The sequence below is a fragment of the Pseudoblastomonas aquimaris genome (assembly GCF_035481675.1).
Lineage (GTDB): Bacteria > Pseudomonadota > Alphaproteobacteria > Sphingomonadales > Sphingomonadaceae > Alteriqipengyuania_B.
Genome location: NZ_JAYJJW010000001.1, coordinates 1,224,509 through 1,240,146, shown reverse-complemented (window position 1 = coordinate 1,240,146; position 15,638 = coordinate 1,224,509). Strand labels below are relative to the sequence as shown.

At 60.8% G+C, this 15,638-nt stretch carries 13 protein-coding genes; 8 read left to right on the top strand and 5 right to left on the bottom strand.

The genetic code is table 11. The features are described 5' to 3' along the window. Positions 1 to 16: 16 nt before the first annotated feature. Together VCJ71_RS06095 and purC are read right to left on the bottom strand one after the other, a co-directional pair. Positions 17 to 2,062 carry a DUF3857 domain-containing transglutaminase family protein gene (locus VCJ71_RS06095; RefSeq protein ID WP_324639805.1) on the bottom strand — a complete coding sequence of 682 codons (2,046 nt, stop codon included), beginning with the start codon at positions 2,060 to 2,062 and terminating at the stop codon, positions 17 to 19. A gap of 108 nt (positions 2,063 to 2,170) precedes the next feature. After that, the gene (purC, locus tag VCJ71_RS06090) at positions 2,171 to 2,965 is read right to left on the bottom strand and encodes a phosphoribosylaminoimidazolesuccinocarboxamide synthase (protein WP_324639804.1); all 795 of its coding nucleotides are present in this window, start codon (positions 2,963 to 2,965) and stop codon (positions 2,171 to 2,173) included. A 240-nt stretch (positions 2,966 to 3,205) separates the two neighbouring features. Here purC and VCJ71_RS06085 point away from each other — a divergent pair, with 240 nt between their 5' ends. The 3 genes from VCJ71_RS06085 to VCJ71_RS06075 all read left to right on the top strand — a co-directional run bounded on the left by VCJ71_RS06085 (position 3,206) and on the right by VCJ71_RS06075 (position 7,344). Next, on the top strand, positions 3,206 to 3,739 hold the full coding sequence (locus tag VCJ71_RS06085; protein WP_324639803.1) for a GNAT family N-acetyltransferase: 534 nt from the start codon (positions 3,206 to 3,208) through the stop codon (positions 3,737 to 3,739). 55 nt (positions 3,740 to 3,794) lie between these two features. Beyond that, positions 3,795 to 5,249 (top strand): NAD-dependent succinate-semialdehyde dehydrogenase, encoded by a 1,455-nt coding sequence (locus VCJ71_RS06080; RefSeq protein ID WP_324639802.1) that lies wholly within the window; start codon positions 3,795 to 3,797, stop codon positions 5,247 to 5,249. A gap of 145 nt (positions 5,250 to 5,394) precedes the next feature. Beyond that, positions 5,395 to 7,344: a polysaccharide biosynthesis protein gene (locus VCJ71_RS06075; protein WP_324639801.1), complete on the top strand. Its 1,950-nt coding sequence runs from the start codon at positions 5,395 to 5,397 to the stop codon at positions 7,342 to 7,344. Here VCJ71_RS06075 and VCJ71_RS06070 read toward each other — a convergent pair whose 3' ends face one another. The 3 genes from VCJ71_RS06070 to VCJ71_RS06060 all read right to left on the bottom strand — a co-directional run bounded on the left by VCJ71_RS06070 (position 7,345) and on the right by VCJ71_RS06060 (position 10,257). Next, the gene (locus VCJ71_RS06070; RefSeq protein WP_324639800.1) at positions 7,345 to 7,962 is read right to left on the bottom strand and encodes a hypothetical protein; all 618 of its coding nucleotides are present in this window, start codon (positions 7,960 to 7,962) and stop codon (positions 7,345 to 7,347) included. A gap of 79 nt (positions 7,963 to 8,041) precedes the next feature. Further along, complete coding sequence (locus tag VCJ71_RS06065; protein WP_324639799.1) at positions 8,042 to 9,055, bottom strand: GDP-mannose 4,6-dehydratase; 1,014 nt, start codon at positions 9,053 to 9,055, stop codon at positions 8,042 to 8,044. 29 nt (positions 9,056 to 9,084) lie between these two features. Then, positions 9,085 to 10,257 carry a DegT/DnrJ/EryC1/StrS family aminotransferase gene (locus tag VCJ71_RS06060; protein ID WP_324639798.1) on the bottom strand — a complete coding sequence of 391 codons (1,173 nt, stop codon included), beginning with the start codon at positions 10,255 to 10,257 and terminating at the stop codon, positions 9,085 to 9,087. 121 nt (positions 10,258 to 10,378) lie between these two features. Between VCJ71_RS06060 and VCJ71_RS06055 the strand changes: the two genes are divergently transcribed. The 5 genes from VCJ71_RS06055 to VCJ71_RS06035 all read left to right on the top strand — a co-directional run bounded on the left by VCJ71_RS06055 (position 10,379) and on the right by VCJ71_RS06035 (position 15,575). After that, a complete protein-coding gene (locus VCJ71_RS06055; protein ID WP_324639797.1) occupies positions 10,379 to 11,005 on the top strand; it encodes a sugar transferase in 627 nt (208 codons plus the stop codon). Then, positions 11,002 to 11,637: an acetyltransferase gene (locus VCJ71_RS06050; protein WP_324639796.1), complete on the top strand. Its 636-nt coding sequence runs from the start codon at positions 11,002 to 11,004 to the stop codon at positions 11,635 to 11,637. Before VCJ71_RS06055 ends, VCJ71_RS06050 begins: the two co-directional genes overlap by 4 nt. Next, the gene (locus tag VCJ71_RS06045; protein ID WP_324639795.1) at positions 11,634 to 12,743 is read left to right on the top strand and encodes a glycosyltransferase family 4 protein; all 1,110 of its coding nucleotides are present in this window, start codon (positions 11,634 to 11,636) and stop codon (positions 12,741 to 12,743) included. Before VCJ71_RS06050 ends, VCJ71_RS06045 begins: the two co-directional genes overlap by 4 nt. Before the next feature lie 91 nt (positions 12,744 to 12,834). After that, positions 12,835 to 14,115, top strand: a complete 1,281-nt coding sequence (locus VCJ71_RS06040; RefSeq protein WP_324639794.1) for a nucleotide sugar dehydrogenase — start codon at positions 12,835 to 12,837, stop codon at positions 14,113 to 14,115. Positions 14,116 to 14,126: 11 nt separating this feature from the next. Beyond that, the gene (locus VCJ71_RS06035; RefSeq protein WP_324639793.1) at positions 14,127 to 15,575 is read left to right on the top strand and encodes an O-antigen ligase family protein; all 1,449 of its coding nucleotides are present in this window, start codon (positions 14,127 to 14,129) and stop codon (positions 15,573 to 15,575) included. Positions 15,576 to 15,638 lie beyond the last annotated feature (63 nt).

Below are 15,638 nucleotides of genomic sequence, written 5' to 3'. Positions count from 1 at the left end.
TGCTAGTACAGGTGCACTAGTCGGTTTCTCTCGCCGCCTTCAACAGGTCGGGAGGAGCACAAGGCACGTCTTCGGCAGTCCAATCGATTTCGTAAGTCGCGGGTGCCTCGGTGTCGTTGCCGGCATTTCCATAAAATGCAGCAGTGCTGTAATAGATTTTTGCCATGCTGTTGTCGAAATCAGCGACCCGCATGTTGTCCTTTGCCGCCTTCGACGTGCTGATTTCCGGCTGTTGCGTATAAACGCCGCGTATCATTGTGATCGCGCCGTCACCCTTCTCGTAAACGCGCCAATTCACGCGCCCGAAAAGGGACACGTCGATTTCCGAGTTGTGATACCAATTATCGATCGGGAAGTCCTCTGGCACTCGCACGGTTGTCACATGACAATCGTAGACTGGCGAAGAATAAAACGGGACGTCGGGGTCTTGCTCTAGCGGGCGCTGGCGCTTCTCCGGCGGATAGCTGCCCCCGCCAGGCAAGATAAGTGAAGGCGCATCGTCCATGCCCTCCCAATCGATTTCGCGGGTCCCCTCGATGGTGAAAATCGAAACTCCCGCAGCCTCGTCGTAGCGAAAGCTTGCCGATGTAAGGGTCTCAAGTCCTCGCATTTCCTGTCGCAGGGCGTTTTCCAACTGGCCTTGCGTTAGGGCAGACAATTGTGCGTAGGCGGCGAATGCTTCCCCGCCACGCCTTATCTGTGTGGTCTTGTATATCGCTGGCTTATCGATCCCGGCCCTGGCATCGATTTCCACCAGGGCGATCTCTTCCGGGCTTCGCATCGGCTTCCACGGCCGAGCTTCCAATGCAGTACCGTCCTCGCTGATTGGCAACACGAACCGATAATCGATAACCGGTTCGCGGGACGGAGTAGCGACCGGCGGCAGGGTGCCGTCCATCCATGTGTCATGGTCGCCCAGTTTCGCGCGGACGAGCACATGGTCGAACATGCCGGGGCTCGGCAGGCGCTCGTCTAATCCGAACCCTCCACCATTGTTGACCAGCACAGCTTCAGCAGGGATCCCAAGCTCCCGCAAAAGCGCCAAAAGGACGACAGTCTTTCCCTTGCAATCACCATAGCGCAGTCGCCACACCTCGTCCGCATTGACCGGCGTGAACCCGCCCTCTGCCAATCCGACGAAGATATACCGGATTTCTTGCTGGACGAGCTTGAGGGCGGCAGCTGCACGATCCTGCGGAGTGGCAAATTGCCTGGCAATCCGTTCGGCTTCGGCCTTGAGCGGAGAACCGGGCGCCAGGGTTGATGCCGCCATGTAGAGCGGTGCAGATTGTCGCGACACCGATTCCCAGTCCGGGAAGTCGCTGAATTCGATTATGCGGCCCCAACTATAACGCGGCGGCGCCATGTTCGGAAGGACTAGCTGGTCCGGATTGTCGGCCTGCCAGACGATCTGGTTCTCTTCTTGTCGTGCCCCCTCCATGGCCGATTTGCTGATCATGGCTGCAGGCCGCTGCCCATCTTCCCATGTCAGACGAAGGCGGTACCGGCCTGACTGCGGAGTGTCCGCCATGAACATGAGCCCATAGCTAACGTCCCGAAAAGTCGGGTCTGCATAAGGCTGCGTAAAAGCCAGCTCCAGTTCGTCACCGACGCGCAGGTCCGGGACATTGAGTGTAGCGGTCATCACGCCTGTCAGGATCGAGTATTCCAAGGCGTCTTCGCGGCGAATGACTGCGAATTCGCTGCTATCGAGGATGTCGATCGTGTCGCTACCACGGTGAAGGAGCAATCGGTGGATTGTTGGCGGCCCCAGTGCCGGATTCCAGTTCAAGGCAAGATTGCCGACCTGCAGTGCTTGCGGATGGAGAATTCGTACGCGGAAAGCGTTGTGTTGCTGTCCCCCGGTCTCGTCGAGACGTATCTGGGTATCCTGATAGGAAAAATGAACGAGGCCGCCCACATCATCTGATGCTGGCAAGTTCTCTATCGGCGACACCCAAGCAGGTATCGGTCCACGCAGAATCTGATTTTCCTGCGCCATCGAAGATGTGCCGATAAGCACGGAGCTAACGGCGAGCAAACGTACAAACTTGTTTTTCAAATCAGCGTCCCCTTTGGATCGCACAATCGGGGAACAGCATTGTCAATGCAAGACTTGAACAATGTGGAACGCTGAGGACTTTATTCGCCCGGTTTTCGATGTGGGAAGCTACTTGCGGGGTGGCTTGCCGCGCAGCTTGCGGTGGGCGGACAGGTCGAACACCTCGCCCGGGCCGCCGTCGTCCTGCAACAGGCCCAGCCGGCGGGCGACTTCCTGATAGGCTTCTTCCTCCCCGCCGAGATCGCGGCGGAAGCGGTCCTTGTCCAGCTTCTCCCCGCTTGTCATGTCCCACAGGCGGCAGCCGTCGGGGCTGATTTCGTCGGCAAGGATCACGCGCGAATAGTCGCCGTCCCACAGCCGGCCGAATTCCAGCTTGAAGTCGATCAGGCGGATGTTGATCGCGCTGAACATGCCCACAAGGAAGTCGTTCACGCGGATCGCCATGGCGGCGATATCCTGCATTTCCTCGTTACTGGCCCAGCCGAAGCAGGCGATGTGCTCTTCCGCGATCAGCGGATCGCCCAGCGCATCGTCCTTGTAGTAATATTCCAGCAACGTGTGCGGCAGCGGCTCGCCTTCCTCGATGCCGAGGCGCTTGGAAATGGAGCCGGCGGCCACGTTGCGCACGACCACTTCGATCGGAATGATCTCGCACTGGCGGACCAGCTGCTCGCGCATGTTGAGGCGGCGGATGAAATGGGTGGGGATGCCGATGTGCGACAGGCGGGTGAACACATGCTCGCTGATGCGGTTGTTGATCACGCCCTTGCCGTTGATCGTGCCCTTCTTCTGGGCGTTGAAGGCGGTCGCATCGTCCTTGAAATACTGGATGATGGTGCCGGGCTCCGGCCCTTCGTACAGGATCTTGGCCTTGCCTTCGTAGATCTGGCGGCGGCGGGACATGGCATTACCCTTCTTCGGGAGGAGAAAACACTGCGCCCCGGCGCGCCGTGCAAGGGGTGCTGGGCATGCCGGGGCGGATGGCCCCGCCTTAGGCGATGTGACCTGCCAAGGCAATGACCGCGCGGGGCGCGAATGTGACGGGCCCGCCCCAAATTTGGGTGCGGGCGCGGACAGGAGTATGGTCGCCTTACTGTGCCGATAGATGTGCGTCCGCTCACGGGGGTGGAAATCGCCGCCCGCATGCCTGACCTCGCCAGGCTACGCATCGCCGTATTCCGTGAATATCCATATTGTTACGACGGCGATGCGGATCACGAGCGGCGCTATCTTGCCGACTTCTCCAATGCACCCGACTCGGCGCTGGTCGCTGCTTTCGACGGGCGCGAGATCGTGGGCGCGGCCACCGCTTCGCCGATGTGGGCGCAGGCTGCCGAAGTGCGCGAACCCTTCGCCGACCGCGGGATCGAGACCGCGACGCTGTTCTATTTCGGCGAAAGCGTGCTGCTGCCCGAATATCGCGGGCAGGGGGTCGGCCACCGCTTCTTCGACCTGAGGGAAGAGCACGCACGGCGATGCGGCGCCGACCGGGCCGCCTTTTGCGCCGTGCTGCGCAAGGGCCGGCGCCGCCCCGACGATTACCGCGCGCAGGACGAATTTTGGGGCAAGCGGGGCTATCGGCCGCTCAAGGGCCTCGTCACGACATTCGAGTGGAAGGAGATCGGCCACGAACGGCCGACCGACCACACGATGCAGTTCTGGATCGGCGAGCTTTAGGAACGCTGTCCGCGCCCGCGCGCTGTGTCTTCCGAAACACCCTTCGGAGAACATCATGGAAGCCACTGACCTGCCCGCCCACGACCTGTTGAAGGATTTCCTGACCGGCGAAGGGGTGGAGGTGACCAACCCTTCCGACCTGTCGCATCTCGCCTATGTGAAGGATTGCAAGGCCGACGACGTCCGCGACGCGATCGGCCGGGCAGAGGCCGCCCTGCCGGACTGGCGCGATCGCAACGTGAAGGAGCGCGCCGATATCCTGCGCGCCTGGTTCGAAGCCATCATGGCGCGCAAGGAAGACCTCGCCCGGCTCATGACGCTGGAACAAGGCAAGGTCCTTACCGAGAGCCGCGGCGAGGTGGAATACGGCGCCAGCTTCGTCGAATGGTTCGGGGAAGAGGCCAAGCGGATCTACGGCGACCATATCCCCAGCCATGATACCGACAAGCGGATGGTGGTGATCAAGCAGGCGGTCGGCGTGGTCGCGGCTATCACCCCCTGGAACTTCCCCATCGCCATGATCACCCGCAAGATCAGCCCCGCGCTGGCCGCCGGCTGCACCGTGGTGGTGAAGCCCGCCGCCCTTACGCCCCTGTGCGCGCTGGCGGTGATGAAGCTGGCGCACGAGGCGGGCGTGCCCGAAGATGCCTTCGTCACCCTGACCAGCAACGACGCGGCCGCCGTGGGGGAAGAGCTGTGCAAGTCCTCCACCGTGCGCAAGCTCAGCTTCACCGGATCCACCAAGGTCGGCAAGATCCTGGCCGAACAGTCCGCCTCCACGCTGAAGAAGCTGTCGATGGAGCTGGGTGGCAATGCGCCTTTCATCGTGTTCGACGATGCCGATATCGATGCGGCCGTCGAAGGCGCGATCGCATGCAAGTTCCGCAATGCGGGCCAGACCTGCGTGTGCGCCAACCGGGTGATGGTGCAGGATGGTATCTATGACGAATTCATGGCGAAGTTCCGCGACGCGGTGGCCGCGCTGAAGGTCGGCGACGGGCTGGACGACGACATGGAGATCGGCCCGCTGGTGGAAGAGGCCGCGGTCCACAAGGTCGAGGAGCTGGTGGAGGATGCGACCTCCAAGGGCGGCAAACTGATCGGCGGTGGCCGGATGGAGGGCAGGGACGGCTGGTTCTACCGCCCCGGCATTATCGACGGCGCCACCACCGACATGCGGCTGGCAGAAGAGGAAATCTTCGGGCCCATCGCGCCTGTTTTCCGCTTCTCGAGCGACGAGGAGGCGGTGAAGATCGCGAACGACACCGCCGTCGGTCTCGCCGCCTATTTCTACAGCCGCGACATCGGCCGCATCTGGCGGGTGGCGGAAGCGCTGGAATACGGCATGGTCGGCATCAACGCGCCCAGCGTCTCCACCGAACTTGCGCCCTTCGGCGGCGTGAAGGAATCCGGCTTCGGGCGCGAAGGCAGCAAGTACGGGGTGGAGGAATACGTGGAGATCAAGGCGCTCCACTTCGGCGGTATCGGCGAAGCGTTGCCGCGGCGATAGGCTTTTCCTGAATTAACAAAAGATCAGTCCGCCCCCGCAAGCGCTTGCGGCGGTTGCCCTCGCTTGCGCAGGCGCGTATCGAGCGGCGCGATTTAAGGCGGGAGGGCCGCCTGAAGGATTTGGCCTCCAGACGGCGCAAGGACATATGGACCAAGACCAGCTGACACGGGCCGCCGCCCGCGGCGAGAATGCCATCGCGCAGGCGGTGTTGCGGACGGTCGCCAGCCTCAGCACCCTTTCGCGGCTGACCAAGCAGCTGATCGTCGTCGCGCTCGACGTGGTCATGCTCGTGGTGGCGACATGGATCGCCTATTCCCTGCGCATGGACCAATGGGCCATCTGGCCCGGCCCGGTCCAGATCATGGTGCTGACGTCGCTGCTGATCGCGCCGGCCGCGTTTTATGTGTGCGGGATCTATCGCACGATCTTCCGCTTCGCCGGGGTCGGGATGCTGGCGACGCTCGCGCGGGGTTTCATCCTCTACGGCTTTCTCACGTTCTTCGTTTTCACGGTCGTCGGGATCAAGACGGTGCCGCGAACGCTGGGCGTGCTGCAGCCGATCATCTACTTCGTGCTGGTTGGCGGGGTGCGCATCTTCATCCGCTATCTCGTCACCGACGTGCTGCGCCGCGGCCTCTACCGCGGATCGTCACGCCGGGCACTGATCTACGGTGCGGGCATTGCGGGACAGCAATTGGCGGGGCAACTGAGGGTCGAACCCGACCGGAACGTCGTCGGTTTCATCGACGACGACAACCGCCTGTCTGGCCAGCGTCTCGACGGCCTCCCCGTGTACGCGAGCGACGACCTGGACGATGTCGTCGGGCGGCTGGCAGTCGACGACGTGTTGCTCGCCATCCCTACCGCCAGCCGGCGGCGCCGGGCGAAGATCGCCCAGCGCCTGACCGATTTGTCGGTAAACGTGCAGACCCTGCCGAGTGCGAAGGACATTATCGACGGCAAGGTATCGATCGACGATATCCGTCCGCTGGCGATCGAAGATTTGCTCGGCCGCGACCCGGTGGTGCCGGACGAGAACCTGCTGTCGCGCAACGTGCGTGGCCGCTGCGTGCTGGTCACCGGCGCGGGCGGTTCGATCGGCAGCGAATTGTGCCGCCAGATCCTCGCGATCGGCGCCTCGCGCCTCGTCCTGTTCGAACTGTCGGAATATGCGCTTTACCGGATCGAGCGGGAGCTGCGTGCGTCCCCCGCGAGTGCGGAGTGCGAGATCGTGCCGGTGCTGGGGTCGGTCCAGGACGGTGCGAAGCTGGCCGAAGTCTTCGCCCGCTACGGCATAGAAACCGTCTTCCATGCAGCGGCCTACAAGCACGTGCCGCTGATCGAGGCGAACCCGCTGGAAGGGATCGCCAACAACATCCTTGGCACCCACCAACTGGCACGCGCGGCGGTGGATGCAGGGGTTTCCGATTTCATCCTCATCAGCACCGACAAGGCGGTGCGCCCGACCAACGTGATGGGCGCCTCCAAACGCGCGGCGGAACAGGTGGTGCAGGCCTTCGCGGCGCGGCAGGACGCGACGCGGTTTTCGATGGTGCGCTTCGGCAACGTGCTCGGCTCAAGCGGCTCGGTCGTCCCGCTGTTCGACCGCCAGATTCGCGAGGGCGGGCCGATCACCCTGACCCACCGCGATATCACGCGCTATTTCATGACCATTCCGGAGGCCGCGAACCTGGTCATCCAGGCAGGCGGCATGGCGAAGGGCGGGGAAGTCTTCGTGCTCGACATGGGCAAGCCGGTTCGCATCGAGAACCTGGCGCGCTCCATGGTGCGCCTTTCGGGCCTGACGGTGCGCGATGATGAAAGGCCGGACGGCGATATCGAAATCGTCGAAGTCGGCCTGCGTCCGGGCGAGAAGCTTTACGAAGAGCTGCTGATCGGCAATTCGCCGCAACGCACTTCGCATGAGCGTGTTATGATGGCTACCGAGGATTATATCGATTGGGCGAGCTTGGACGCAATTCTCGATCAGTTGCGATCCTGCCGCGACCGCGATCAGGCACTTCGCTTGCTCAAGGAACTCGTCCCGGATTTCCAACACCGTCGCGACGATGATGTTGGAAATCGCGAGGCTTGATCAATCGATTTCGAAGCTGAGCAAGGTGAATTGCGCCGGGGCTGTCGCATAAACGCCGTGCCCGCGGCCGCCGCGCCATCCAAAGGTGAACCCCGCACGGCCCGCCATCGCCTTTGCTGTAGCGAAGTCGTCGCTGCCGCTTCGCGAGACAGGGATCCAATCATCCGCCCTCATGTCCACAGTCACTGTGTGAGTCCCGGGCCGCAACGAAACCGGATCTGCTGCATACCAGCGATAATCGCCGTATGCGCGATCCGCCTGCCAGGTGTCGCCCCGTCGCTGAAAATACATGCTCAACAAGGCAGTCTCTTCCGGACGCTCGTGAGGGATGAACCGGGCACCCTGACCAGCATCAATCCGGTAGCGCAACGTGATGCGTCGTGTTTCCGACAAAGAACCGACTGCGCGAGTGACGTAGTGGACGTGACCTTCCCGCTCCGAAGTCGGAAACTGGAATGTCGGACCTCGGCTGCCATCGCTCATCGTGCGAGGCATTCCGGGTGAATAGCTGCGGCCGTTTATAACCGGGCCAATTTCCCAGAACGACGCGGACTGGGCATAGACACCCGATGCCGACAAGGCAACTGCGACTGCGAAAATAGCGAAATGTCTTTTCATGCCCACCTTTTCGCAAATCTCGGTTTAAGCGAGCCTGAATGCGTTGTTCGTTCTGCGTTTTGCCCTCTCTACAATACGGTCAGACCTGATAGTAATCCCGATACCACGCAACAAACCTGCGAATGCCCTCCTTGACATCGGTTTGCGGACGATAGCCCGTCAATTCGTGCAGGAGAGTGGCATCGGCCCAGGTCGCAGGGACATCGCCCATCTGCATTTCCATGAAATTCTTCTTCGCCTCGCCGCCGCACTCCGCCTCGATCGCTTCCACGAAATCCATGAGACGGACCTTGTCGGAGTTGCCGATGTTGACGACGCGGAAGGGGGCTGCCGGCGAAAGACTGTCATAGTCGGCGATTTCGCCCTTGTCCTCCGGACGCTGCGGTACCGCGTCGATCAACAGCCGGATACCGCGAACCAGATCGGTGACGTAGGTGAAGTCGCGGTACATTTCCCCGTGATTGTAGATGTCGATCGGGGTGCCCTCGAGGATTCCCTTAGTGAATTTGAACAATGCCATGTCCGGGCGTCCCCACGGACCGTAAACCGTGAAGAAGCGAAACATGGTGACCGGCAGGTTCCATAAATGCGCGTAGCTGTGTGCCATTGCCTCGTTCGCCTTCTTCGTGGCGGCGTAAAAGGTCAGCGGCGTGTCGCACTTTTCGCGCTCATCGAAAGGCATTTCGTCATTCGCGCCATAGACGCTGCTGGTCGACGCCATGAGCAGATGGTCGACGCCCAGTTCGCGAGCGATTTCCATCACGTTAAATGTGCCGATGAGGTTGGCATCCACATAGGCGCGGGGGTTCTCGAGGCTGTAACGGACGCCCGCTTGAGCAGCCAGATGGACGATGACGTCGGGTCTCGCTTGGGTCGCCAGTTGCCGTAGCCCCTCAAGATCTTCGAGCATGCCGATTTGGCAGGTGAATTTCTCGTTCTGCAGCAGCATCTGGTGCCGTCGTTCCTTGATGCGGACGTCGTAATAGTCGGTCATGCCGTCGAAGCCGACTACCTCGTATCCCTCGTCAAGAAGGTGTTGAGCCAGGTGAAAGCCAATGAAGCCGGCTGTTCCGGTAACGAGAACCTTGGTCATGAGAATGCAATCCGTGTCGATGGGCGAGCTTATTTCGAAGCGCGGGCTAGTATCCGGGCGACGCCGTCGCAAATGGCAGAGACATGCGTCTCTTCGAGCGTCGGGTGGGTGAGAAACATCAGGCTGGTTTCGCCCAATTCCCGAGCATTGGGCAAGCGCAGTTCCGGCGCCAAGCCCGTGCCTTCGAACGCCTTCTCCAGATAGATTTCCGAACAGGTGCCATGAAGCAGCGGCAAGCCGAGGGCGCTCACCTCTGCAACAATACGGTCGCGAGACCATCCGACGGCCAGGCCATCCGGCCTGACGTAGGCGTAAAACCGATACGCGGCATGCCGGAACGGGTTGTCGGGCCATGGTGCGCGAACGACATCAGCGAAAGGCTGCAACATGGCGCGATACGCACCGGCGATTTCGCGGCGACGGGCAGACCAGCCATCCAGCAAGCCCAGCTGTATTCTGCCGATTACACCCTGCATTTCCATCATACGCCAGTTCGTACCGAAATCTTCGTGGAGCCAGCGAAAGCCAGGCGCATGATCACGCTCATACACAGCGTCCCAACTCTTGCCGTGATCCTTGTAAGACCACATGCGCCGCCACAGTCCCTCGTCGTCGGTGGTGACCATCCCCCCTTCGCCGCCCGTCGTCATGATCTTGTCCTGGCAGAAGGACCATGCCCCGACCGTACCGAAGCTCCCGACCGACTTGCCGCCGATCGCCGCGCCGTGCGCCTGAGCACAGTCTTCTATGATGGCGATGTCGAGGGGGGCGCACAGGGACAGGAGGGCATGCATGTCGCAAGGCCAGCCTGCCAGATGGACCGGAATGACTGCGCGGGTTCGATCGGTGATGCACGCGGCTATGGTATCGGCGCTCAGGTTACCGCTGTCCCGATCGACATCGGCGAAGACCGGTTTTGCGCCAAGTGAGACCACGCTGCTGACGGAAGCGATGAAGCTGCGCGGCGTGACGATGACCTCGTCGCCCGGCCCGATATCCAGAGCTTTCAGCGCGAGGTCGAGCGCAAGCGTTCCGTTCGCAAGAGCGACAGCGTAGCGACTGTCCGTCGCTGCGGCGAATTCCCGCTCGAACTCGCGGGTTTCCGTGCCTGTCCAGTAATTTACGCGGTTCGAGCGCAATGTCTCTGCAACGGCATCGACTTCTCGTTCCGTATAGCTTGGCCAAGTGGGAAAGGTTGTCATGGTCCGGGACCGTATGGGAAGGGGGCGCTCGCGCTCTTAGCGACATCCCGGGGCAAGTCCACCCTGCGCCAATCCGATACGGTTGCGCCCATCGGACCGCCACCTTATGCGCAAATCTGACATGAAACGCGTGCTCGACCTTTTCCTTGCCCTTCTGCTGCTGGTCCTGCTGACACCTGTCTGGTTGGGCGCAGCAGTCTTGGTGGCAATCCTTCTCGGCAGGCCGGTACTTTTCCGGCAAGAGCGGCCCGGCCTGTGTGGTCGACCTTTCGAAATGATCAAGTTCCGGACGATGACCGATGCCAGGGACGCGGACGGCCGATTACTGCCGGATGCCGAACGGCTTACGGACTTCGGTCGCTTCCTTCGATCGACGAGTATCGACGAATTGCCGGAACTCTGGAACGTCGTGAGGGGAGAGATGAGCTTTGTCGGCCCGCGACCGCTCCTGATGGAATACCTGCCCCTATACACGGCCGAACAGGCGAGGCGGCACGAAGTGCGGCCGGGAATAACGGGCTGGGCCCAGGTGAATGGCCGAAATGCGATCGGCTGGGACGAAAAGTTCCGGCTGGATGTCGATTATGTCGAGCGGCAGTCTTTCGGCCTCGATATGAGAATATTGGCTCTGACCGCGCTCAAGGTGCTTCGGCGAGACGATATTTCTTCTGAGGGGGAGGCTACTATGTCCCGGTTCACTGGCACGAAAAACGATGCGCGTAGGGAACATCTGGGAAAGCAGCCATGACCATTCTCGGCATCTATGGCGCCAGCGGCTTTGGTCGCGAAGTCTTGTCTCTGGCACGGCTGACCGGACACGCGGACAATCAGATCGCGTTCATCGAAGACACACCAGCAGCGGCGATGGTGTCTGGTATCCGGGTGTTCAATTTCGAAGATTTTGCCATGCTGCCGGAAGAAAAGCTGGTCGCTCTTGCCATCGCAGACAGCCAAGTGCGTGCACGGTTGGTCGAAAAGGTGGCAGACGCAGATGTCGGCTTCATCACTCTTGTTGCCCCAAATGCAGTCATCGGAAATTCGGTCGCGATCGGAAACGGTGGCATCTTCTCGCCATTTTCGCACGTGACCTGCGACGCGACGATCGGGTCACACTTCCATTGCAACATATACTCCTATGTGGCCCACGACTGCCAGATCGGCAATTTCGTCACATTTGCGCCCGGCGTCAAATGCAACGGCAACGTCCATATCGAGGATCATGCCTATATCGGTACAGGTGCGATCCTGCGCCAGGGTACGCCTGACAAGCCACTGCGCATCGGCCGCGGGGCGGTTGTGGGGATGGGTGCAGTCGTAACCAAAGACGTGCCCGCCGGGGAGGTATGGGTCGGTAATCCCGCCCGGCAATTGACTAAATGATCGTTCTTTTAAACGGCTCTCTTGCCGCGTCGCTGCTCAATTTCCGACGCCCCTTGCTCAAGGAACTCCTGGCTCGCGGTCACGCGGTTCATGCCAGTGCACCGCAGATGGACGAGCAGACGTGGGCAGGATTGTCGGATCTGGGCATAGTGGTGCATGATGTTCCGCTCCAGCGTACCGGCACGGGCCTCGTGGCGGACCTTGCGTATTTCCGCGCCTTGCGCCGCCTGATGCGTAGCATCGGCGCCGACTACGTCGTCAATTACACGATCAAACCCAATATCTGGGGTTCGCTTGCAGCCCGCTCGCTCGGCGTGAAAAGCGCATCGATGGTGACCGGCTTGGGGTACGCATTTGCCGCAGATGGCGGGTTCAAGCAGCGTTTGCTCGGGCATTTCGCCAAGCGGCTGTACCGTGCCGCCACCAGGGCAAACGAGAAGGTCATATTCCAGAACCCCGACGATATTCGCGATTTCGCGGCCTCGGGCGCACTGGTCGACGCGAACAAGGCGGTCAAGGTCAATGGATCAGGCGTAGACATATCGCGCTTCGCCGCCGCACCGCTACCTTCTGAACCACGGTTTCTCATGATTGCGCGGATGCTCGGCGCCAAGGGGGTCAGGGAATATGCCGCTGCGGCGAAGTCCTTGCGCGACGAGGGTTTAGACTGGCCAATTATCCTCGTCGGCCCCTTCGATCCGCAACACGACGGGATCGGCGAGCAAGAGGTTGCCGGCTGGGTGGGGGCAGGCGCAATCGACTATCGCGGTTCGGCGAACGATGTTCTTCCTTACCTGCAGGATTGCTCAGTCTACGTGCTGCCTTCCTATCGCGAGGGCACGCCGCGAAGCGTACTTGAGGCGATGGCGTGTGGCCGTGCCATAATTACCACCGATACGCCCGGTTGCAGGGAGACCGTGGAAGATGGGCGGAACGGTATCCTTGTTCCGGCGCGAGACGCAGACGCTTTGGCGTTGGCGATGAAAATGCTTGGTAACGACGCCAAAGCTCGGGAGAACATGGGCAAACGGTCCCGAGAGCGCGCGGTCAAGCAATTTGATGACGCTGCCGTGGCGCGCGAGGTGTGCAATGCTTTGGGCTTGTGAGTGCAAATGCCCGATAATCTCAATCCCGGGTGGATTTCGGTCGGGCCGGTAGCTAAGGGCGCATCCGATTGTGAAATAGGGTGGCTTATCGATGTCGGAAAGAATTGCGGTCCTTGGCCTTGGTTACGTGGGCCTGCCGGTTGCGGTCGCGCTTGCGGAGAAATTCGGCAAGGTGACGGGTTTCGATGTTTCCGAGCGGCGCGTCCAAAGCCTCCAGAGCGGCACCGACTGGACCGGAGAGATCGAAGACGACCGGCTTGTCGCGGCAGGACTCGAATTGTCGAGCGACCCCGATTGTCTTCGTGATGCGACCTTCCTTATCGTGACGGTTCCAACCCCGATTGATGCGGAGCGACGGCCCGACCTCGGCCCGATTGCGAGCGCATGCCGGCTGATCGGGCCGAGGCTGTCCGAAGGCTCCGTCGTGGTATTCGAGTCGACGGTGTATCCCGGTGTAACCGACGAAGTTTGCGGTCCGCTGCTCGCGAAGGAATCTGGATTGGTACGGGGTCGGGATTTCTTCCTCGGCTATTCGCCCGAGCGCATCAATCCGGGCGACAAGGTCCACAGACTGGAGACGATTACCAAAATCGTCGCGGGCGAAGATGAGGCGACGCTCGATCGTATCGTGGCGGTCTATAGCGAAGTCATCGAGGCCGGCTTGCACAAGGCTCCGACTATCAAGGTCGCGGAGGCTGCCAAGGTCATCGAAAACACTCAGCGCGATCTGAATATTGCGCTCATGAACGAGATTTCGCTGATTTTCGACCGGATGGGCATCCGCACGACGGATGTACTGGCAGCGGCGCAGACCAAATGGAATTTCCTGCCCTTTACACCCGGGCTGGTGGGCGGCCACTGTATCGGCGTCGACCCGTACTACCTCACTAGCGCAGCTGAGCGCCACGGTTATCATCCGGACGTGATTCTGGCTGGCCGGCGCATCAATGACGAGATGGGCGCCTATGTCGCGCGGAAGGCCATCAAATTGCTTATCCAGCAAGGCAAGTCCGTGAATGGCGCTCGCATCGGTTTGCTGGGCCTCACTTTCAAGGAAAACGTCCCCGACCTGCGCAACTCGAAAGTTCCCGACATCGTCGCCGAGTTACGCGAATACGGTGTCGAGGTGCTGATCCATGACCCGCACGTCGATCCCGAAGAAGCGCGTCATGAATATGGCTTGGAACTTGTCGGGATTAACGAAATTCGCGGGGTCGATGCGCTGATCCTGGCCGTCAATCACGCGGAATTCCTGACCGACGGCGTCGACCTCCCTAGCCGACTGGATGGCAAGGGAGTGCTGCTTGACGTCAAGTCGGCGCTCGAACCCCAAGAGCATTGGCCGGACGACCTGGTGTATTGGTCGTTGTAGCGCTGCCGATCATGACCGCAAAGCGAGATACGACGGGAAGGCTGCAATTGGCGGCACTTCTGTTATTGTGCGTGGCTGCCTTTCTCCTGGGCGGAGGCTCCCGTGCCGATATCACGTCGCTTATATTCCTGCGTCCGATCTCTTTCGCGATCCTCGCCTTCGCGCTCTGGCAAGCGAAGAGCGGAAGCTGGCGTAGTGCCGGGGCTCCATTCTGGCTTGTCTTGGCAATATTCGTGCTGGCACTGGCTCAGCTCGTTCCACTTCCGCCCTTTGTTTCGACGGCATTGCCCGGGCGGGAACTGCAACAGTCGGTATTGGCCGCGGCGGGCATGGCCGATCAGTGGCGACCTCTCACGTTATCGCCATCACGAACGACGAACGCTTTGCTTTCGTTGGGTGTGCCCTTGGCGGCGCTCGCATTGTGCAGTCTTTCGCGGCCCATTCCACGCCGAGTAATCGTCTGGACGCTCCTCGCCGGTGGTCTTGCCACTTCCGCTGTTTCGCTGGGGCAATTGCTGGGCCCCCGCGACGGCCCGCTATATTTCTATCGCCTCACGAACGAAGGTCTTCCAGTGGGGCTGTTTGCCAACCGCAACCATAACGCGATTTTCCTCGCTGCCCTTCTTCCCCTCGCCGCCTGGATCGGTTTGTTCGGCAGCCCTTCGGTTGGCAGGAGTAACTCGACCTTCCGGCAGGTCGGGGCAGTCGGCTTCATACTGTTCGCTTTCGCGATGATCCTGCTGTCCGGTTCGCGTAACGGTGCCGTTCTTGCCTGCATTGCGGCGGGGGCTATCGCTTTTCTGTCCTTTCTTGAAAGGTCTGCGAACATGGCATCGAACAGAGGGGTGGTGGGAAAAAAATCGCTCCGGTGGCAGCGGTTTGCGCCCTTGCTCTTTCTTGGCGGCTTCGCCGGGATCGCTATCGCGGCTTATCTGGCTTCCAGATCGCTGGCGTTCGATCGTTTTGCCGGTGACAGTTTCGATACGAGCTTGCGTGCAGCCTTGCTCCCGTATCTGGCGGACCTCGCCGTCGCTTATTTCCCTGCGGGTAGCGGGTTCGGCACATTTTATCAGGTCTATCAGGTCATCGAACCGACAGAGCTTCTGCAACCAGCCTACGTAAACCAGGCCCACAACGACCCAATTCAGTTTGTGATTGAAGGCGGACTGGCGGGAATTGCAATCTTGCTGGCAGGGATCGGGTGGTTCGGTGTGCAAGGATGGCGCTGCTTTGGTGAATTTCGGCTTCAAGTCCAGACGCGCGACCAAATTGATGGGGCTCTCTTCGCGTGGCTGTCTCTCGCAATCCTCCTTGCCGCCTCAATTTTCGAGTATCCACTACGGGTGCCATCGCTGATGTTGGTTGCAAGCATGCTTGCGGTTATCATATGCAACCGGGGTAGGGGCGGGGCGATCCGACGCCGGACCGATCGAGGCATGGTTTCGGAAAGGCCTCGTTAATAGCGGCGGGAGCAGGGGCCTTTCGCATAGTCCGGCGCACCCCGAAAAATTGGTCTACATGCG

Coding starts and splice junctions, on each gene's coding strand:
- purC (WP_324639804.1), bottom strand. CDS start 2,965: ATGTCCCGCCGCCGCCAGATCTACGAAGGCAAGGCCAAGATCCTGTAC.
- VCJ71_RS06085 (WP_324639803.1), top strand. CDS start 3,206: ATGCCTGACCTCGCCAGGCTACGCATCGCCGTATTCCGTGAATATCCA.
- VCJ71_RS06080 (WP_324639802.1), top strand. CDS start 3,795: ATGGAAGCCACTGACCTGCCCGCCCACGACCTGTTGAAGGATTTCCTG.
- VCJ71_RS06075 (WP_324639801.1), top strand. CDS start 5,395: ATGGACCAAGACCAGCTGACACGGGCCGCCGCCCGCGGCGAGAATGCC.
- VCJ71_RS06070 (WP_324639800.1), bottom strand. CDS start 7,962: ATGAAAAGACATTTCGCTATTTTCGCAGTCGCAGTTGCCTTGTCGGCA.
- VCJ71_RS06065 (WP_324639799.1), bottom strand. CDS start 9,055: ATGACCAAGGTTCTCGTTACCGGAACAGCCGGCTTCATTGGCTTTCAC.
- VCJ71_RS06060 (WP_324639798.1), bottom strand. CDS start 10,257: ATGACAACCTTTCCCACTTGGCCAAGCTATACGGAACGAGAAGTCGAT.
- VCJ71_RS06055 (WP_324639797.1), top strand. CDS start 10,379: ATGAAACGCGTGCTCGACCTTTTCCTTGCCCTTCTGCTGCTGGTCCTG.
- VCJ71_RS06050 (WP_324639796.1), top strand. CDS start 11,002: ATGACCATTCTCGGCATCTATGGCGCCAGCGGCTTTGGTCGCGAAGTC.
- VCJ71_RS06045 (WP_324639795.1), top strand. CDS start 11,634: ATGATCGTTCTTTTAAACGGCTCTCTTGCCGCGTCGCTGCTCAATTTC.
- VCJ71_RS06040 (WP_324639794.1), top strand. CDS start 12,835: ATGTCGGAAAGAATTGCGGTCCTTGGCCTTGGTTACGTGGGCCTGCCG.
- VCJ71_RS06035 (WP_324639793.1), top strand. CDS start 14,127: ATGACCGCAAAGCGAGATACGACGGGAAGGCTGCAATTGGCGGCACTT.